At 61.4% G+C, this 19807-nt stretch carries 18 protein-coding genes; 12 read left to right on the top strand and 6 right to left on the bottom strand.

Annotated features, from left to right (window positions below):
- Positions 1-135 precede the first annotated feature (135 nt).
- The 3 genes from ZBI01S_RS06780 to trmB all read right to left on the bottom strand — a co-directional run bounded on the left by ZBI01S_RS06780 (position 136) and on the right by trmB (position 2784).
- Complete coding sequence (locus tag ZBI01S_RS06780; protein ID WP_066058230.1) at positions 136-660, bottom strand: hypothetical protein; 525 nt, start codon at positions 658-660, stop codon at positions 136-138.
- Between the two features lie 76 nt (positions 661-736).
- On the bottom strand, positions 737-1189 hold the full coding sequence (locus ZBI01S_RS06775; protein WP_066058227.1) for a hypothetical protein: 453 nt from the start codon (positions 1187-1189) through the stop codon (positions 737-739).
- A 653-nt stretch (positions 1190-1842) separates the two neighbouring features.
- Entirely contained in the window at positions 1843-2784 is a 942-nt protein-coding gene (gene trmB, locus ZBI01S_RS06770; RefSeq protein WP_245610564.1) for a tRNA (guanine(46)-N(7))-methyltransferase TrmB, read from the bottom strand.
- 144 nt (positions 2785-2928) lie between these two features.
- On the opposite strand from trmB, the gene dapA reads away from it, so the two are divergent.
- The gene (gene dapA, locus ZBI01S_RS06765; protein WP_083524594.1) at positions 2929-3903 is read left to right on the top strand and encodes a 4-hydroxy-tetrahydrodipicolinate synthase; all 975 of its coding nucleotides are present in this window, start codon (positions 2929-2931) and stop codon (positions 3901-3903) included.
- A gap of 72 nt (positions 3904-3975) precedes the next feature.
- On the top strand, positions 3976-5703 hold the full coding sequence (locus ZBI01S_RS06760; protein WP_066058221.1) for a ribonuclease J: 1728 nt from the start codon (positions 3976-3978) through the stop codon (positions 5701-5703).
- Between the two features lie 126 nt (positions 5704-5829).
- Here the strand turns inward: ZBI01S_RS06760 and aqpZ are convergent, their stop codons facing one another.
- Positions 5830-6606: an aquaporin Z gene (aqpZ, locus tag ZBI01S_RS06755; RefSeq protein WP_066058218.1), complete on the bottom strand. Its 777-nt coding sequence runs from the start codon at positions 6604-6606 to the stop codon at positions 5830-5832.
- A gap of 270 nt (positions 6607-6876) precedes the next feature.
- On the opposite strand from aqpZ, the gene ZBI01S_RS06750 reads away from it, so the two are divergent.
- The 10 genes from ZBI01S_RS06750 to ZBI01S_RS06705 all read left to right on the top strand — a co-directional run bounded on the left by ZBI01S_RS06750 (position 6877) and on the right by ZBI01S_RS06705 (position 18535).
- Complete coding sequence (locus tag ZBI01S_RS06750; protein WP_066058329.1) at positions 6877-9840, top strand: FtsK/SpoIIIE family DNA translocase; 2964 nt, start codon at positions 6877-6879, stop codon at positions 9838-9840.
- 54 nt (positions 9841-9894) lie between these two features.
- On the top strand, positions 9895-10524 hold the full coding sequence (pgsA, locus tag ZBI01S_RS06745) for a CDP-diacylglycerol--glycerol-3-phosphate 3-phosphatidyltransferase (protein ID WP_066058216.1): 630 nt from the start codon (positions 9895-9897) through the stop codon (positions 10522-10524).
- A 30-nt stretch (positions 10525-10554) separates the two neighbouring features.
- Positions 10555-11271 carry a CinA family protein gene (locus tag ZBI01S_RS06740; protein ID WP_066058213.1) on the top strand — a complete coding sequence of 239 codons (717 nt, stop codon included), beginning with the start codon at positions 10555-10557 and terminating at the stop codon, positions 11269-11271.
- Between the two features lie 186 nt (positions 11272-11457).
- Positions 11458-11802: a helix-turn-helix domain-containing protein gene (locus ZBI01S_RS06735; RefSeq protein ID WP_066058210.1), complete on the top strand. Its 345-nt coding sequence runs from the start codon at positions 11458-11460 to the stop codon at positions 11800-11802.
- Between the two features lie 144 nt (positions 11803-11946).
- Positions 11947-12171, top strand: coding sequence for a DUF3046 domain-containing protein (locus tag ZBI01S_RS06730; RefSeq protein ID WP_066058326.1), 225 nt, complete (start codon positions 11947-11949; stop codon positions 12169-12171).
- Between the two features lie 233 nt (positions 12172-12404).
- Positions 12405-13469 carry a recombinase RecA gene (gene recA, locus ZBI01S_RS06725; RefSeq protein ID WP_066058324.1) on the top strand — a complete coding sequence of 355 codons (1065 nt, stop codon included), beginning with the start codon at positions 12405-12407 and terminating at the stop codon, positions 13467-13469.
- A 149-nt stretch (positions 13470-13618) separates the two neighbouring features.
- On the top strand, positions 13619-14845 hold the full coding sequence (locus ZBI01S_RS06720) for a regulatory protein RecX (protein ID WP_159421438.1): 1227 nt from the start codon (positions 13619-13621) through the stop codon (positions 14843-14845).
- A gap of 106 nt (positions 14846-14951) precedes the next feature.
- Entirely contained in the window at positions 14952-16520 is a 1569-nt protein-coding gene (gene miaB, locus ZBI01S_RS06715; RefSeq protein ID WP_066058204.1) for a tRNA (N6-isopentenyl adenosine(37)-C2)-methylthiotransferase MiaB, read from the top strand.
- A gap of 9 nt (positions 16521-16529) precedes the next feature.
- Positions 16530-17537 carry a tRNA (adenosine(37)-N6)-dimethylallyltransferase MiaA gene (gene miaA, locus ZBI01S_RS06710; protein ID WP_083524592.1) on the top strand — a complete coding sequence of 336 codons (1008 nt, stop codon included), beginning with the start codon at positions 16530-16532 and terminating at the stop codon, positions 17535-17537.
- Between the two features lie 98 nt (positions 17538-17635).
- Positions 17636-18535, top strand: coding sequence for a diaminopimelate epimerase (locus ZBI01S_RS06705; protein WP_066058201.1), 900 nt, complete (start codon positions 17636-17638; stop codon positions 18533-18535).
- Positions 18536-18588: 53 nt separating this feature from the next.
- Here ZBI01S_RS06705 and ZBI01S_RS10015 read toward each other — a convergent pair whose 3' ends face one another.
- Positions 18589-18969: a cupin domain-containing protein gene (locus ZBI01S_RS10015; protein WP_222822373.1), complete on the bottom strand. Its 381-nt coding sequence runs from the start codon at positions 18967-18969 to the stop codon at positions 18589-18591.
- Between the two features lie 224 nt (positions 18970-19193).
- Positions 19194-19802, bottom strand: a complete 609-nt coding sequence (locus ZBI01S_RS06695) for a class I SAM-dependent methyltransferase (protein ID WP_066058198.1) — start codon at positions 19800-19802, stop codon at positions 19194-19196.
- Positions 19803-19807: the final 5 nt, after the last annotated feature.

Here is a 19807-nt window from a genome sequence, read left to right as displayed (position 1 = left end):
GCGGCCAAAATGATGAGCCGCAGCACACCACAGCGCTCAATAGAACCGAAGACCGCCAGCTAAACGCGCAACGAACCACCCAGGAAACCCAAAAGCGGGGCACACCCGAAGGTGCACCCCGCCGTGGTGAGTGGCTTACGCCTCGTCAGCAAATCCGCGACGACGTGCAACCAGGTAGGTACCTACGGCACCGGCGGCAACGGCCAGACCAGCAGGCAGTACCGGGTTGAACTCGTTACCGGTTGCTGCCAGGTCGCCAGCAGCGTCGTTCTTCTCGCCAGCTACCGGCGCAGCGGTGGTTGCCGCAGCTTCGGTCGACTCAGCCGGAGCCTCAGTGGTCTCAACCGGAGCCTCAGTGGTCTCAACCGGTGCTTCGGTGGTTTCTACCGGTTCCGCAGTGGTGGTCGGGGTTGGCTCTTCGATGCGCATGAGCATCAGCTGGCCGTGCTGAACGGTGACGTTGTCTCCGGTTCCAGCGTGTACCTGAGCGTCAAGCAGGAATGCACCTTCGCCGAGGAACGGAACTGGGATGATTCCCGAGCTCTCTTCGTCGTTGGTCATGAAGTCAGCAGCACCAGGGGTGAAGAGCTTCTCGTCGAAGCGGGCGATGCGCTCAGTGGCGCCGTCTGCCGAGTAGCGGAAGATACCAGCTTCGGGCAACCAATGGTAAACGGCTTGTTGCCAAATGCTTATATTTGCGGGCTAGGAATACCTGCGATCAGTGAAGGTGCGGCCATCAGACCTGGCTGCCCGGTGGCAGCGTGCCTTCGCTCGGGTAAAAACACGGACTCCAGACGTCGACCTGCACCACGGCAGACTTGCTGCCTTTTGGACGAACGGTATCGATACTGATGATGAACCCATCGCTCGTTGAAAGATTCACGCCCAGTCCTGGAGAATCGCCTTCGTTGACTGGGCTGAGTTCTGGCAATGACTCCAGGGTGTCGGCCAGTATCGCATTGGCAATATCACTTCCTTGGGCCTCATCGTTCAACTCCACAGCAAATGTTCCCGGGTATTGAACGGCCTGTTGCCCAGCATTCGAATCGTTCTCATTCGAGAAAATGGGTTCGCATTCGAGCAAGGTGAATTCAAGTTCGCCCGGCCCTGGAAGTGAGTTTCCTTTGATGGCTTCCGGAGGCATTACGTCCAGAATTTCCCGCTGCAGTTCGAGCGAGCGTTCTTTCATTTCACTGGCCGAGTGGCTGGGGTAGTTAGGGGGATCTGGCGATGTTGGATGCGTGCACCCAGCCATGTGGCCCGCTAGGAAAAACAGAACCACAACAAAGCACTGTGTTCGGGGTGCTCTATTTCTGGTCATTGAATGTAACTTATGTTGCCGTAGCTATTGGATTGCTGAATCATGTAGCTGGTCGATGCAATGCGGCCTCCAGAGGGGCATCATCCCAACTCCTAAGATCCTCCCAAGTCGTCATCGGCCGTCTCCCAACGTGACTTCAAAGGCTTTGGCAAGCGCTGAGTCGACGTGTTCAAAGTCGTCGGCTACCGCGTAACAGTCATTACTGGCTTCAGCAATGACTGAAGTAAGATTTCTTAAGAGCCTCGTTATGGCGTCGGTCGTGCCTTCTAAGTCGGCTTCGTTGCCCCCCCGGCATAGCTAATGATTCCGCCGCAGCGCACTCGGAAAGAGTCGGATTCGTCATCTCGGATGCGACCTCCGATAGTCGTTCACCGGCCATTCCTAATTCGTCTTCGCGAATATACAGTGTGGCCATGCTGTCCTCCTCGCCGTTGAAGATCGGGGGAGAGTTGCCCTCCCTCGTGGGGCGCCAGATCGTAGCACCACAAGTAAACGATCTGGGGACAGCGATGTTCACTTCGTTACGCGAGCTCCTTGCGCACGCCGACGATGTCGTGGGCGGGGCGACCGGCAAGCTGACCGCGCTCCTCGAAGTGCGTCAGCAGGCGCCCCTCGAACCGCGGCGCGAAGCCGCCGCGCTCAGGTTCGTCATCGGCCGGATCCGGGCGTTCACCCAAGTGCGGATTGTCGAAGTGTGGCGAATCCTCAACCACATTGCGCATCTGCCAGGCGTAGTTTTCCCAGTCCGTCGCCAAGCGCCACGTACCGCCCGGTTCCAGAATGCCGGCAACCGTGCTGGCAAACACTTCGTTCACCAGACGACGCTTGTGGTGACGCGCCTTGCGCCACGGGTCGGGGAAGAACGTCCAGAGTTCATGTGCCAGCGGGTTTGAGGCATTTGGATGCGACGGGTCACGACGGCCAGTCGTCGCACCGGTACCGTCAACGCCCACGCCGTACCCGCCCTGCGTGGCCAATTCATCCGTGCTCACTTCGAGCCCGAAGATAATCGGCAACGCCTGCGCGGCGTCCGCCTCAATAATTCGCACATTCGTCAGCCCCGCGCGCGCAAAGTTGCCGATGCACTTGGCAACGCCCGGGTGCCAGGCTTCAAACGCCACAAAGTTCCAGTCGGGGTGCGCGGCCGCAGCGTGCGTCAGCTGCTCGCCATTACCCGGGCCGATCTCTACAACGAGTGGTGCACGGCGACCGAACTCCGCATCCAAATCAACACGCGCATCCGCCGCGATCGTGGCCGTGCTCGGGCCAGCCGGAAGATCAATCAAGTACGTGGGCGCATGCTGTTCGAGTACCTCGTCGTAGTCGCGTGCCATACGATTGTGGCCGCGCATCGAGAACGAACGGATGCGGTACTTCGAGCGTGCCTCCGCCTTGCGGTCCGCGATCGCATCCGCATCCGAACCCTCGACTGCAAGCTCCGCAGGAGTGCCGGGAGCAGTCACAGCGCGGTCATCATCGGACAGGGGCGTGCGGGGGCGTCGTCAGTCGGCGAAGTCATACCGTTCATTTTCGCAGACCGAACGAGGAAGCGTGCCAGTTATTCGCACACTTCCCCGTAATTAGCGGGCACCCGGTAACCTTGAGGGGTGTCTGTTGAAAATCCATTTGGTCAAGTACTCGTAGCGCTCATTACCCCCATGGATCACGATGGTGAAGTCGTGTGGTCCGATGTCGAGCGGCACGTTGATCAATTGGTGGCCGACGGGGTCGATGGCATCGTCGTGTCGGGCACAACCGGAGAGACCTCCACACTTACCGACGCGGAGAAACTCGAACTCGTTCGCGTTACGAAGTCGGTCGCCGGAGATCGCGCCAAGATCATCCAGGGCGGTCCCTCCAATGAAACCGCGCACGCGATCCAGCTCGCGAAGCAGTCCGAAGCTGCAGGTGCCGACGCCATTATGGCCGTCACCCCGTACTACAACAAACCAACCCAGGCCGGTGTGCTGACGCACTTCCGCATGGTTGCTGACGCTACCGACCTGCCCGTCATCCTCTACGACATTCCCGGCCGTGCCGGTGTGCCGATCCGACGCCAGACCATCCTGCGCCTCGCAAAGCACCCGAACATCCTGGCCGTCAAGGACGCCAAGGGAAACCTTGCCGAGGTCTCACAGGTGCTGGGGGAGTCCAACCTCATGTACTTCGCCGGTGATGACGCGATGGCGTTGCCGGCAATGGCCATCGGTGCAACCGGACTCATCGGTGTTACCGCAAATATCGCGCCCGCCCCGTATCGCACGATGGTGGATGCGGTTAACCGCGGCGACCTCGCGGCAGCAACGGCCGCACACAAGTCACTCGAACCGCTCGCTCGTGCCACGATGACGCACGTACCGGGCACCGTCTCAACCAAATACATCCTGCACGGACTCGGACGCATCTCGAGCCCGCGCGTCCGCCTACCGCTGGTCGGCCCAGAAGAATGGGAAGCCACCCTCATCGAAAACGATGTGGCCGCGGTAACGGACATCGAAGGCATCGACTTTTCAAACTTCCGCCCCGATCGCAATGCCGCCGCCGGCGGTGCACTGCCAAGGATCGCGGGCACAACGCGCTAAGCGTTACCCGACGCGGACAGCGGCCCAGCACCAACTGCCGGTTCGCATCCGCCCAATACCGACAGGTGAAACATGACCAGTACTGACCCGGACATCGTGCCGACCAAGCTGCCGAAGCTGCCGGCCGATACGCTCCGAATTATTCCGCACGGCGGCCTTGGTGAAGTCGGCCGCAACATGACCTCGTTTGAGATCAACGGCAAGATCTTCATCATCGACTGCGGTGTGCTCTTCCCTGAGTCCACCCAGCCCGGTGTTGACCTCATCTTGCCTGACTTCAAGATGCTGCTCGATCGTCTCGATGATGTCGTTGGTATCTTCCTGACGCACGGCCACGAAGACCACATCGGTGGTGTACCGTACCTGCTCAAGCGCAAGCCGGACATTCCCGTAATCGGTTCGCCGTTCACGCTCGCGCTGGTTGAAGCCAAGCTCAAGGAGCACCGCATTCGTCCGTACACCCTCACGGTGCATGAAGGCGACGTCGAAGAGTTCGGCCCGTTCCGCTGCGAATTCGTGTCGATTAGCCACTCGATTCCAGACTCGCTGGCCGTACACGTTACGACCAAGGCGGGTACGTTCATCCACTCGGCCGACATGAAGATCGACCAGACCCCGATGGACGGCCGCCTGACCGACCTGCGCGCCTTCGGGCGCCTGGGGCGGGAGGGCGTCGACCTCTTTCTGTGCGACTCGACCAACGCCGAAGTACCGGGCCACTCCGGTAGCGAAATGAGCGTTGGCCCAGCTATCCACGAAGCGGTTCGCACCGCGAAGGGGCGCGTCGTCGCCGCAAGCTTCGCGAGCCACGTTCACCGCGTGCAGCACATCGTTAACGCGGCTGTTGCCAGCAACCGCAAGGTGGCGTTCGTCGGTCGTTCGATGACCCGCAACATGGGCATCGCGCTTGACCTCGACTACCTGCGCGCGCCCGCAAACACGATCATCGACCACAAGAAGGCGCTCGAACTGCCGCGCGATCGCGTCGTGTTCATCTGCACCGGTTCGCAGGGTGAAACGCTCGCCGTGCTCAACCGCATCGCGCAGGGCGACCATGCGATCGGCGTAACCGAGGGTGACCGCGCGATTCTCGCATCCAGCCTGGTGCCGGGTAATGAAGTACCGGTATCGAACATGATCAACAACCTCATGAAGGCTGGCGCTGACGTCGTGCACAAGGGCAACGCCCGCGTGCACGTTTCGGGCCACGGATTCTCTGAAGAGCTGCTCACTTGCTACAACGTGATTCAGCCAGAGTTCGCGATGCCGGTGCACGGCGAATACCGTCACCTCGTTGCCAACGCCAACATTGCGGTTCGCAGCGGCGTGCTGCCGGGCAACACGGTGATCACCGAAAATGGTGGCGTCATCGACATGCGTGACGGTGTGCCAACAAAGGTTGGCGAGGTGCCGGTTGGCTTCGTGTACGTTGACGGCAAGACCGTTGGCGCCGTGACCGAAGACGACATCAAGGACCGCGTCACGCTCTCTGAAGAAGGCTTTATCTCGATCTACGCGGTCATCGACCCCGCTGAAGGCCAGATCATTGCCGGTCCTGCAATCCACGCCCGTGCATTCGCACCGGACGACGACGTGTTTGAGCCGGTCGTACCGCAGGTTCGCAAGGCACTCGAGGATGCACTCGATGACGGCGTGCGGGATGTGTACCGCCTTTCGCAGGTCGTTCGTCGCGTCGTTGGTCGCTGGGCAGGCACCAAGCAGCGTCGCCGCCCGATGATCGTGCCGGTCGTGATGCTCTCGAACGATGCCGACTCGGTGCCAGTTCACGACGCTGATTAAGTGACGCTTGTTACCCGAGACGCGGTAACAAGCACCAAAAAACCGGCGGGTAGTCAGACAACTTACCCGCCGGTTTTGTGTTGGCGTTACGCGAGCTGCTCGGATGCGGCTGCTCGCGGTCACACGCTACTGGTTCTGGTCGTTGGCGACGAGTTCGGCGATCTCGTCGTTGACGTCAGCGCGGTCTGGGAAGATCACGTTGAAGAGCACACCGGCGATTGCGGCACCGATGATCGGTGCAACGATGAACAGCCAAACCTGCGAGAGTGCCTCGCCACCGGCGAACCAAGCAACACCGAGCGAACGCGCCGGGTTGACCGAGGTGTTCGATACGGGGATCGAAACGAGGTGGATGAGCGTCAGCGACAGGCCGATCGCGATCGGCGCGAAGCCCTTCGGTGCGCGACGGTCGGTGGCACCGAGGATGACGAACAGGAAGATCGCGGTGAGGACAACCTCGGCGACGAGAACGGCGATGAGCGAGTAACCCTCCGGCGAACGCTCAGCGAAACCGTTGGTGGCGAAGCCGGACTCAACCGCGTTGAAGCCTTCCTTGCCCGATGCGATGAGGTAGAGCACGCCACCGGCAGCGCTGGCGCCGATGATCTGCGTGATGATGTACGGAACGATGTCCTTGATGTCGGTGCGGCCAGCAAGTGCGGTACCGATGGTGACGGCCGGGTTGAAGTGGCCACCCGAAATGTGACCCACGGCGTAGGCCATGACCATGACGGTCAGACCGAATGCGAGGGCGACACCGAGGAATCCGATGCCCATGTTGACACCGGCCTCGGTGTCCATGACCTGGGCTGCGAAGATTGCCGAGCCACAACCGCCGAATACGAGCACGAATGTGCCCAGGAACTCAGCAGCAAGGCGCATTGGCATGCCTTGGTTTTCCATGAAAAGTCCTCCAGAACTTGCGAGGCATGCGCGCGCCAAGGCATCCCCGAAACACGTCTTTGGCGTAATTGGCGCGTGCCCGAAACTAGCACGGCGACGTCATACGAAGGTATGAGTTTGCGTCATTCGGCAGTACTGATGCGCGACTGTTACCGGCGGGCTGAATTTCTGACACCCGTGACCTGAATCGTTACGTTCTCGCCAAGGAAAATTGTTGGCGGGCGGCACGCTTACCCGGCGGTGTCGGATGCTGGACGTACGGTGTATGACATGTCGAATAATGCTTCCAAGCGATCAACGAGCGGAAACTCGGGCAAATCTGGTGCCCGGGGACGCTCGACTTCGGGTAAGCAAACGGATACGAAAGTCCAATTCACCGACGAAGAACTCGGTACCGGCGTCAAGATGTGGAACGGATTTGCGCACGCCATCGGCGGCGCCGTCCGTTCCGTCGGCCCCGACTCACTCGCCAAAGAGGACCGTCGGGATACCTTCCCGACCGTCTTGCTGTTGATGTCGATCATCGGCGGCGTGACGCTCTGGTTTTTCCCGGGTAATGGGTTCGCCGAACACCTCAACGCGTTCACCTTTGGCGGCTTGTTCGGGCTGGTTTCGTACGCGCTGCCAGTCGTTCTCGCAGGTTTCGCGTTCTGGTTGTACTTCAATCCGCCCACCGTGTCGCAGAACGGTCGTGTGTTCACCGGACTTGCGTTGGCAGTATTCAGTGCCGCTTCGCTGTGCCACTTGCACACGGGCCAACCGCAGCCTCAAGCTGGCATGCCCGAGCTTGCTCGCGGCGGCGGCATCTTCGGTTGGATGATCGGTGGTTCCCTTGGCACCATCATCACGCCAGTAGGTGCCACGATTCTGCTTGCGGCACTGTTCGTGCTCTCGCTGTTTGTGATCACGAAGACCCCGCCTCGCCAGCTGCCGCAGCGTGTGGCCGAAGGCTGGAACTGGCTGGTTGGTGCCGACGGTGCGCGCCACCACGCAACGGATGCGGGCACCGAGAGCGATTCCAAGGGCGGCGAGCGTGCGACTAGCGCCGTTGATGATGACGAGCTGCCGTGGTGGCGTCGTAACGACACCGGCCGCGAAGTTGAGCCCGCCTACGACACTCCGATCGTGGATCCGGCAAACCGAGAGGGCGCCGAAACCCGCGTACTCAACTCGCGAGGCAAGAAGAAGCGTCGCCGTGGTGGCGCTGACGAGTACTCGCAGGTGCAGCCGCCGAGTGAAGATGCATCGCCGCTCGATATCTTTGGCGAACCCGCTCCGCTCGAGAACCCCACAGAGATTCTTTCGGATGCGCAATCGCCGTTCCTGCCACACCAACAGCAGGTGCCCCCGCAGCAGCGTCCGGCCGCATCCGGCAATGCGCAGCCACAGCCTGGCCGAAACGGAACCGCACCGATGCCTATCCCAGGCACGCAGCCAGGCACGCAACCGGGCGCGGTGCCGAACGCGCCCGCGCAATCGAGCGCTGCATCCCTCGCGGGATCGAATGCCGCAACAACCGGTGAGCCGAGCGAAGCAGACGCCCTCGCTGCCGTAGAAGAAGACGAGACGGCTTCGTGGGATTCCCGCGGTGCCGCAAGTAGCCAGGATGCGGATTACTCGTTGCCGTCGTCGCAATCGCTGGTGCGTGGTGGCGAACCCCTGCAGCGCACCGACGCAAACGACGCGACCATCGCCGCGCTCAACCAAACGTTCCAATCGTTCAACGTTGAAGCGCAGGTAACGGGCTTTTCGCGTGGCCCGACGGTCACTCGATACGAAGTTGAAGTTGCCCCTGGCACCAAGGTTGAGAAGGTTACCAACCTGTCGAAGAACATCGCCTATGCGGTGCGCTCCAACCAGGTTCGTATCCTCTCGCCAATCCCGGGCAAGTCGGCAATCGGTATTGAGATTCCGAACTCCGACCGCGAAACGGTGCAGCTCGGTGATGTCCTCGCATCGCAGAAGGCGATCAAGGCCAGCCACCCGATGACTATTGGTGTCGGTAAGGACGTTGAGGGCGGATTCGTGCTCGCGAACCTGGCCAAGATGCCGCACTTGCTCGTTGCCGGTTCGACCGGTTCGGGTAAGTCGAGCTTCGTGAACTCGATGATCGTGTCGCTGCTGATGCGTTCGACACCGGCCGAGGTGCGCATGGTGTTGGTCGACCCGAAGCGCGTCGAGCTGACGCCATACTCGGGTGTGCCGCACCTAATCACGCCAATCATCACGAACCCGAAGAAGGCCGCCGAGGCGCTGCAGTGGGTCGTGAAGGAAATGGAGATGCGATATGACGACCTCGAGAACTTCGGGTTCCGCCACATCGATGACTTCAACGCGGCGATTCGCGCAGACCAGGTCGAACTGCCTGAAGGATCCAAGCGCAAGCTGAAGCCCTACCCGTACCTGCTCGTCGTGGTCGACGAGCTTGCCGAGCTGATGATGGCCGCACCGCGCGATGTGGAAGACTCGATCGTGCGCATCACGCAGCTCGCACGTGCCGCCGGTATCCACCTGGTGCTGGCAACGCAGCGTCCATCGGTTGACGTGGTAACCGGTCTGATCAAGGCCAATGTGCCATCGCGTCTCGCCTTCGCCGTCACCAGCTCGACTGACTCACGAGTCATCCTCGACCAGGTCGGCGCCGAAACGCTGATCGGTCAGGGTGACGCGCTGTTCTCGCCGCAAGGCTCCAAGCCAATCCGTGTGCAGGGCGCGTGGGTGAGCGACGACGAAATCCACCAGGTCGTGAAGCACGTCAAGGATCAGGCCAAGCCGGAATATCGCAAGGACGTTACGGCTCCGGCCGAGAAGCGCGAGATCGACTCCGACATCGGTGACGACCTCGAACCGCTGCTTGCGGCCGCGGAGCTCATTATTAACTCGCAGTTTGGGTCGACATCGATGCTGCAGCGAAAGCTGCGCGTTGGTTTCGCCAAGGCGGGACGTTTGATGGACCTGCTGGAGTCGCGCGAGATCGTCGGTCCTTCCGAGGGCTCGAAGGCGCGCGATGTGCTCGTCACGCCCGAAGAATTGCCACAAGTGTTGGCAATGCTCCGCGGCGAAGCACCACCGGCAGGCGCCGATGCCCCCGCAGGCGTAAGCAACCAAGCGGAAGGCTACGACGACCAGTACGGTCAGGACGCCGTCGGCGACATGGTCGCGCAGCAGTATGCGGGCCTCGAAGAAGTCGAAGCGCCGAGCGAAGACGCATGGGAACTGACCGATCGTGACTAGCGCTGTGCCCATCATCGACAAGCACAAGACCGACACCGCAATCGTGGAGGCAGCATGAGCAGCGGCGCGCGTATTTGGCGCCGTGGTGAGGGCCCGGTAAGTCCATGGGCCGTACCAAACATCATTACCGTGGTGCGAATTGGGTTTGCTCCGGCAATGGTCGCGGCGCTGTTCCTCGACGGCCAGCAGTATGGTCCGTGGCGATGGATTGCCCTCGCGCTATTCGTCGTGGGGATTGCCTCCGATGCCGTTGACGGTTACTTGGCACGCAGCCGGAACCTCATCAGCGACCTCGGCAAGCTGCTTGATCCGATCGCCGACAAGGCGCTTACCGGTGCCGCGCTCGTTACGTGTTCGATTCTCGGTGAGCTGCCCTGGTGGGTGACCGGACTCATCCTGTTCCGCGAACTGGGCATCACCGTTTGGCGCCTCATCGAGGCACGACGAATCGTGCTGCCCGCTGGCCGCGGCGGCAAGCTCAAGACGGTCATGCAGGCGGTCGCGATTTCATTCGCGCTCGCGCCGTTCCCGCAGCTGTTCGGCGAGTGGATGCACACGGTAAACGCCGTGCTGATGGCAATCGCCTTCGTACTCACGCTTTGGTCGGGAATCGACTACCTCGTGCGGGCATACTGGCAGAAGCCGGCTGCTTCGCCGACCACTGACCACCGCGACGATCGATGATCCCGTAACCTAAACCATCCAGGAGCCGCAGTGCAGGGCACGAACGACAACAACATGACGCCAACTGAGCCCTACGCCATGCCATTGGGGGAGCAGCATGCCGCGCAGGCCCGGCTGATTGAGCCGGTTGAGATTATTGACTCGCCCGCCGCAGCCCCCGCTGCAGCTGCGGAGTTGCCCAAGCTGCCGCCGGTGCCAACCGGCGAGATCAATGCGATTGCCGACACCACGTCGAAGCTCGCGCATGTGCTGATGGATGCGGACCTCACGATCGCGACGGCAGAATCGTTGACCGGTGGTGCCGTCGCTGCAGAACTTGTGCGCGTCCCCGGGATCTCGGAGTCGTTCCAGGGCGGCATCGTGGCGTATCAGTACGAAGTTAAGACCAAGCTGCTTGGTGTTGACGCGTCGCTGCTCGCGGCTGCTGGCGCTGTTAACGCTGAGGTTGCGTTGCAGATGGCGCAGGGCGTGCGTGGTGAGCTTGATACCGACGCACGCAGCATCGACATTGGTGTGTCAACAACAGGAGTTGCCGGCCCCGATCCTGCGGACGGTCAAGCTGCTGGCACCGTGTTTGTGGGGATTAGCTCGCTTTGGGGTGAGCGCGTGGTCAAGCTCGACTTCAGCAACCTGGTGCGTGCCGATGACCCGGTGGGGTCACGCCAGCGGATCCGCATGGCCACGGTCGAAGCGACCATGTTCAACCTGCTCGAGCACCTGCTCGAGAATGCAGAGGACGACCGTTAGCGCACTGTCTGCCCTGGGAATGCGTGGCACCGAGGCTGGCGGTTGCGTGAGGTGGCGGCCGCAACAGGCTGATGCACATTTATTTTGGATGTGTTGGGAATAGATTCGCTCATGGGCGAGTTGTAGACTGCATAACTCGAATTTGGTTGCGTGAGCAGCCAGTGAACTTTGGAAAGGAGGTCCCTCATGGTCCTTGTACGTCACGAAATGGGCGAAGTGCTTCGGGACGTCCGTCTTCGTCGCGGTGACACGCTGCGCCAGGTTGCCGGCCGAGCATCGGTCGCGCTGGGATACCTGTCGGAGATCGAGCGTGGACAGAAAGAGGTCTCGAGCGAGATCCTCGCATCGGTTGCCGAAGCATTGGATACGCCGCTGTCGAGCATCTACTTTGAGGTGGGAAACCGCCTGGCCTCGCATGAACAGATTGCAGAGCGCGAGGCGCGTCTCATGGGTGTCATCCCAGATACCGTGCCTGACGACCTGCTCGAGCGCGGCGGTGCTCGCAAGGAAACGTCCGTTTCGCTGCGATAGTGCACAAGCCCGTGCGGGCTATCGCCGCATGTACGACGAACGCGTCCCGAACACGGGGCGCGTTTTTCGTGCTGCTAACCTGGTGCATCCACACCCGTGGTGACGGTGTTCTTCATCGCGGCCACTCTTGCAAAAGGAACCACCGTGCGACTGAGCGAATTTCACCGAGCCGTAGCTGACGAATTCGGCGCCGTGTACGGGGCCTCGATCGTGCGTGATCTCGTGATCAGCGAGTTGGGGGAGCGCACCGCTGCCGATGCGCTGGCAGCCGGCGTGGATGCACGCGACGTTTGGTTGGCGCTGTGTGTCGCCATGCAGGTCCCGGCCTCGCGCCGTCACGGCGTTGGCCGTCTTGATCCGAAAATGTAATCAAGACACGCCGAGTGTGATTCGAACGAGTGTTCGAATTGGGCTAGGTTTGATCCTGGTCCTGTGGAAAGTGAGTTATCCACAGCGAACGAGTTCAACCCGACTGATGTCGGTGGCTGCTCGTACGCTCAAGCTAACCAATTCACCACACGATCACACGCCCTGTTTGCGTGCTCTACATCAGCGCGAAACAGCCTATGGGCACAACGATCACCGCATTTAAGGAGCACCCAATGCCAGCACCAAAAGACCGCGAGAAAGCCCTCGAAACTGCACTCTCTGCTATTGACCGTCACTTCGGCAAGGGCTCGGTCATGCGCCTGGGCTCCGGTGAGCGTGCCCCGGTAGAAATCATCCCAACCGGCTCAGTTGCGCTTGATGTGGCGCTCGGCACCGGTGGTTTGCCACGCGGACGAATCGTTGAGATTTACGGACCAGAATCGTCGGGTAAGACGACGGTTGCGCTGCACGCAATCGCAAATGTCCAGCGCAATGGCGGTATTGCAGCGTTCATTGACGCGGAACACGCACTTGACCCGGAATACGCACGCAAGCTCGGTGTCGACATCGACCAGCTGCTCGTTTCGCAGCCAGACACTGGTGAGCAGGCACTCGAGATTACCGACATGCTCGTTCGTTCCGGTGCTGTCGACCTGGTTGTCGTCGACTCGGTAGCGGCGCTGGTGCCGCGCGCCGAAATCGAAGGTGAGATGGGCGATGCGCACGTTGGTTTGCAGGCACGCCTCATGTCGCAGGCACTGCGAAAGCTGACCGGTGGGCTCAACCAGACCAAGACCACGGCAATCTTCATTAACCAGCTGCGCGAAAAGGTCGGTGTGTTCTTTGGCTCACCGGAAACCACCTCGGGTGGTAAGGCGCTGAAGTTCTACGCTTCGGTGCGCCTCGACATTCGACGCATTGAAACGCTGAAGGACGGCGGCGACGCTGTCGGTAACCGTACGCGTGTCAAGGTCGTTAAGAACAAGATGGCACCACCGTTCAAGCAGGCCGAGTTCGACATCCTGTTCGGTCACGGTATTTCGCGTGAGGGCTCGCTGATCGATTTTGGTGTCGACCACGGTTTCGTTAAGAAGTCGGGTTCCTGGTACACCTACGAAGGCGACCAGCTCGGGCAGGGCAAGGAGAACGCACGCCGGTACCTGATCGAGAACGCCGACATTGCGAACGAGATCGAGAACAAGATCCTGATCAAGCTCGGCATTCGCGAGGACCCAAACGCGGAACTCGAACCGATTGTCGACGAAGAGACTGGCGAAGTCATCGAACGCATCGCCTAGCCGGTGTGGTGCGGGCCTACCGGAATACCGGTGGGCCCGCGCTGCTTCATAGGTATTGACTACGAATCTGCCATCGCGCCGGTTACCTGGTGTGAATGGGCAAACCAAGCAGTAGTCACACATCTGGCGATAACGATAGAGGGGCGATGATGCACAGCAACGATGGTACGAACGAAACGCCAAAGCTCGGTCGCGTGCTTGCGTTTCCCGCGCGAAACCAAGACGGTGAAGCATCCGTTGACGAGTCGGCAGACACCTCCCAGGCATCTTCAAACGCATCGGTAAACGACGTTGACGACGACGCCCGCTGGGGGAGTTGGGGCACTTCCGGGCCTGGAGCAGGCAGCGAAGCAGCCAACGATGCACAGCTCGATGTAGTGCTGGGAGCCAACAACGAGGTTGCGGAAGCGGACCCCGAAGCGTCGGCGCAACGGCGGTTAGAACCCTCGGAAACCGACGTAGCCGGAGATTGGACCGAACTGGGCGGAACGCCTGACGAGGTGCAGCAACCCAGCGGTGAGCAACAGCAGGATGCGCTCGCACGCCTGCGCGCAAAGATCGCCGAAGTCGAGTCAGGCACGGCTGAGGCAAGCGAGCCAACACCGACCACCAACGTCATTCGATTCCCTGGTGCACGGTCAACGCAAATCGATGATGCGACCTCGCGAAACCGAACCACGAAACCGCCTGCCACCCCGCGTAAATCGTCCGTGACTCAACTCGATTCAGTTGCATCACCGAATAACGTCGTTGCTATCGGTGCAGATCGTTCACACCCCGTCGAATTCGAACCCGCGGGAATAGACGAGCCGAATGCATCCGATGACCTGCAAGCGCAAATTGACGATGCCAAACGTTTGCTAACGAAAGCGCTCGCACGAAGTGACAAGTCACTGAGCGAGTGTTCCGACATGCTCCGTCGAGACACCGAGCTCGACGACACCGAGCGGATGCAGTTGCTCGATGAGTTCTGTGCGCGCGGGTATATCGACGACAGTCGGCTTGCGGAGCAACTCGTATCCGGCGCCCTGTCTCGTAAAGGTCTTGGCCGCACGGGAATGGAACGAGAGCTGCGTAAACGCGGGCTAGATGATGTTGTGATCGACGACGCGCTGGGCGAGTTTGACCGCGACGCCGAGTACGACCAAGCGCTCGAGATCGCGCTTGCCCGCGCATCCAGATTGCGAGGTGTGGAGCCCGAAGCGGCAACACGTCGCCTCTACAGCTTCCTTGCTCGCCGCGGGTTCAGCGGCGAACTCGTTGGCCGCGTTGTCAACGAAGCGCTCGGGAATCGTGGCGGCAGGCCGAGTGGCGGGTTCGGAAAGTCGGGCAATCGACCAAACGGCAGCCCGGGTGGCGGGCCGCGCTTCCGATAGGCATCCAGATATCGGCACGCCAGAGGTGGCTCGGCCGCGTCGCCCCGATCACCTCCGGAAACCCGGGGTGCCAGGAAACACAGAACGAACGTAGAATCGACTGGTTATGACTGAGACAGCGACCACTATTGCGCCTTCGCCCGCATCACGAAACATCGACGGCAGTGCGCGTACGTTCTACGTGCGCACGCTCGGCTGCCAGATGAACGTGCACGACTCCGAACGCATCACCGGCTCGCTACTCGCAGCCGGCTACGCCGAGTCCGACACCGAAGACGCCGACGTCATCGTCATCAACACCTGCGCCGTTCGAGAGAACGCTGCCAACAAGCTCTACGGAAACCTTGGCCAGCTCGCGAGCCGCAAACGCGAGCATCCCGGCATGCAGATCGCCGTCGGTGGCTGCCTGGCGCAGATGGAACAGCAACAGATCGTCGAACGCGCTCCTCAAGTCGATGTGGTCTTTGGTACCCACAACATGGGTTCGCTGCCGGTGCTGCTCGAACGTGCCCGACACAACGAAGAAGCGCAGGTCGAACTGCTCGAATCGCTCGAGACCTTCCCCTCGACCCTGCCGACCAAGCGCGACTCCACCTATTCGGGCTGGGTCTCGATTTCGGTTGGATGCAACAACACCTGCACGTTCTGTATCGTTCCGGCCCTGCGCGGCAAAGAAAAGGACCGTCGCCCCGGCGACATCCTGAGCGAGGTCAAGGCCATCGTCGACCAGGGCGCCATCGAAGTCACACTGCTCGGCCAGAACGTGAACTCGTACGGCGTCGAGTTCCGTGACCGCCAGGCGTTCTCGAAACTGCTGCGTGCCTGCGGCGACATTGAAGGACTCGAACGCGTGCGCTTCACCAGCCCGCACCCGGCAGCCTTCACCGACGACGTCATCGACGCCATGGCAGAAACGCACAACGTTATGCCACAGCTGCACATGCCGCTGCAATCGGGCTCCGACCGCATCCTCAAGGAAATGCGTCGTTCGTACCGCTCCAGCAAATTCCTCGGCATTCTCGACCGCGTGCGCGAACGCATCCCGCACGCGGCAATCACGACGGACATCATCGTCGGCTTCCCCGGCGAGACCGACGAAGACTTCGAGGACACCATGCGTGTTGTCGAACAGGCGCGATTCTCGAGCGCCTTTACCTTCCAATACTCGATTCGCGAAGGCACCCCGGCGGCAACCATGCCCAACCAGGTGCCAAAGGAAGTCGTGCAGGAACGGTTCGAGCGCCTGATTGCGCTACAGCACCGCATCTCGCTCGAAGAGAACGAGAAGCTCGTCGGCACGACGCAGCAGGTACTCGTCTCGGTTGACGAGGGCAAGAAAGACGGCGAAACGCACCGTCTCACCGGGCGATCCGAAGACGGCCGCCTGGTGCACTTCTCCGCGCCAGAAACGGGTGAACTGCCACGACCGGGCGACGTAGTCACCGTCGAAATTACCCGCGGTGCCCCGAGCTATCTCGTAGCCGACGCACCGGCATCAGTACCGCTCCGCATCCGCCGTACGCGTGCCGGTGACGCATGGGACGCGGCCCAAGCCGCATCCTGCGGCACTGGCACCAATGACGCCGCAGCAGGCGCCGTCAACCTCGGTCTGCCGACGCTTCGTATCGGCGCACCCAGCAGCGCCGGCACCGCATCCAACGGAACGAATAACTAGCGAACCCGCATGGTGAGCGAGTTGATCAACGGCGCCGCACCCGCACTCGACGGGTCGGGTACCGAACCGGCAGCAACACGCTCGCAATTGATCGTTATTGGCGGGGCCACGGGAACCGGCAAGACCGGTCTCTCACTCGATGTTGCCGAACTACTCGGCCGGCACGGCGTTCGTGCCGAGATCGTGAACGCTGATGCCATGCAGCTGTACCGCGGCATGGATATCGGTACCGCGAAACTGCCACCGATCCAGCGGCGCGGTATTCCACACCACTGCTTTGACGAGCTTGACGTGACCGAAAACGCGACCGTTGCCTGGTACCAAGAGCGCGCCCGGCAAGTAATTACCGAGATCCTCGAACGGGATGCGGTCCCTATCCTTATTGGCGGGTCAGGTCTGTACATTGCCTCGGTCGTGTTTGACCTCAGCTTCCCTGGCCGCGACCCCGAGGTGCGCGCCGCGCTCGAACAACGCCTCATCGATGAAGGCCCGGGGACGCTCTATCGCGAACTTGAAGCGGTGGATCCGAAAGCTGCAACCAACATCGACCCGGCCAACGGCCGACGCATCGTACGAGCGCTCGAAGCAATTGCAGTAACCGGTGAACCGTTCTCGTCGCAGCTCCCCGAACAGCAGCGTTGGTGGCGTCCAACCACAATGGTGCTCGCCGAAGTCCCACGCCCCGAACTCGTTTCCCGGCTCGACGCCCGGGTTGAAGACATGTGGCGTGACGGCATCGTAGAAGAAACCGCCGCACTCCTCGAAGCCGGACTCGTCTACGAGTCGACGGCGGGCAAAGCCATCGGATACGCGCAAGCTGCCGATCAGCTGCGCGGCGAAATCGACCAGGACGAAGCCATTGCGCGTGCACAACAACTCACCCGCAAATACGCGCGGCGTCAGGTGTCGTGGTTCCGTCGCTATGACACCGCGCTGAGGCTACGAGCCGACGATCCGTGGGCGGCGCAAACCGTTCTCGAAGCAGCCGGATTCCTCAACCGAGAAGGCACGGCATAGCCGCCACCGTTTGCTCGGCGCTACCCCGAACCAGCCTCGGTGCGAACGCCTAGCCACAACAGACTTCAACGCACGACAACAGGGGAGCGCAACGCAACATGACCGAATCCATCCTGCTGCACAAAGTTCACGCAAACGGTGCCGACTACTTGGTGCACGTCGCCAAAGACGAGGACGCGGCAATTTGTGCTCCCGAGACAGTGGCGCAGTGGTGCCACCGCCGCACCGGCATCGGTGCCAGCGGTTTCGTGCAACTCACACCAACAACCGCGCCCGAACACACCGCTGAGCAGGTGCACTGGCAGCTTCAGGCATATCGCCTCGACGGGTCACCGCAACCCGTTAACGGCGACGAACTGCGCGCCGCCGCGCGCATCCTCATCGACGAAGGTCACGTAGAGCTCGCACCGGCCGAAACCCTGCCAATCCTCACCGTGAATGGCATCCACGATGTGCAACCAAATGGCAGCGGCGGTTTCCAACTCGACCTCGGGCGTTGGCGGCTCATTCAGAACGAACCAACCGTGTTGGTTCCGGGTCTCGAGATCCCGCGGCCCGGACTCGAGATCGAACTTGCGGGCAGCCGCGTCATCGTGATTGCGCTCGCACACGCCGACGAACTGGCCGCCGTGCACATCGATACTGCGCCAACGATCGAACCTGAACCTGTCGACCTCCCCACGATCGCCTATGTGGTGCCCGACGAGCCACTCGTGCGCGATAGCGTCGGCTGGTTGCGCATGCGGGCATGGCAGCCCGTTTCAGGCGGCACGGATGCGGGCGGTACCGCGGCTGCCGCAACCGCGCTCGCCGTTCGGTACTGGGCCGGTAGTGATGCCGGCAATCGTGCCCCCAACCATTGGCGAGTCACTACCGACGGCGGACCACTGCAGGTGCGGATGTTTCCGACCGAAGAAGGCGAGCACCTCGGGCTCGCCGGTCGCGCAGAACGCGTATTCGATACGCGGGTTACCCTGCCACAGGGTGAACCGCGATAGCCAGCTGGACATGCTGGCTGGGCTGAGGAACGCGCCGCGCCGCGAGCTTCACGCTATGGCGCCAGGTACACCTTGCGTAGACGCTCACTGTGAACGGTCCAACGCGTCTTCGTGCCGGCCGCAAAGGTGACGACGCTTCCCGGGGCGATCTCGATCGACGCCGAACGCGGTTCGAGAAACTCGACCGTGGCACTGCCCTCGAGTACGACGAAAAGTTCTTCGGCTTCGGTGTCGTGCATGACACCGGTCGACATCTCCCAGATGCCGTATTCGCAACCGGCAAATTCACCCAGCTCGGTGACGCCGGCTTCGCAGCCGTCGCTTGGCGCATGTTCGGAAGGTACGAGTTCACGCGGGACAGGTAGGTCGGCCGCCTTGTGGTGGGTAGTTGCGGTGGTGCCCTGAATAGCGGGGACCGAAGGATGCTCGAACACGGGTCTCCTTTGACGTGGCTTCGATCACAATTGTGGCGCTGCCGGGCGGCGTTACGGTGCCACGAACGCAACCGCCAGGCCTAACAGTCTGGACGGTACAGTATCGAATTCAGTTGCAAATCCCAAGTGCTCGCGAGATGTCGCCCACTCGACGCCGCGGGCCGCATCAGGCAGGGTGACTACCGCGGTCACCGCTCAAGCAGCAGCGTGCGAGTCATGCTGCGCTACTGCACGCGATCCACGCGCAGGATGCGGAATCCGCCCGATGTGCTGTGTCGGTGCACCGAGAAATCCGTGCCGAGCAAATCGGCCAAGCGCCGCTGGAGCGAATCTGCGCCAAGGTTCTTGCCAACAACCATCCACGCTGAACCACCGAGAGCCAGCCGCGGCAGCCAAGTCGCGAGCAACGCATCCAATTCAGCCTTGCCAATGCGAATCGGTGGGTTCGACCAGATCACATCGAAGCGCACCTCTTCGGGAACCACCGCTGCGGTGCCCGCTACAAGGTTGCTGCACCCGAGCAATTCGGCGTTGCGACGTGTGAGATCGAGGGCGCGCTCATTGACGTCGATGGCCCAGACCTTGAGTTCGGGTGAGTGCAGCGCGAGCGATAGCGCGATCGGTCCCCAACCACAGCCAATATCGAGCGCGTTTCCGGATGCGGGTGGCAGCGGTACCGCATCGAGCAGAATGCGCGTGGCCTTGTCGAGTCGCTCGGCAGAAAAGACGCCGTTAGCTGACACCACCTCGACAGTCCGTCCAGCAAGCTCGATCTGCATGGTGTGACGGTCCTCGGCAGTTGCCGGTTCGGCCGAAAAATAGTGGTCAGTCATGTAAT

The organism is [Zimmermannella] bifida NBRC 103089, assembly GCF_001570925.1.
Taxonomy (GTDB): Bacteria; Actinomycetota; Actinomycetes; order Actinomycetales; family Microbacteriaceae; genus Gulosibacter; species Gulosibacter bifidus.
This window is presented reverse-complemented; position numbering and strand designations above follow the sequence as displayed.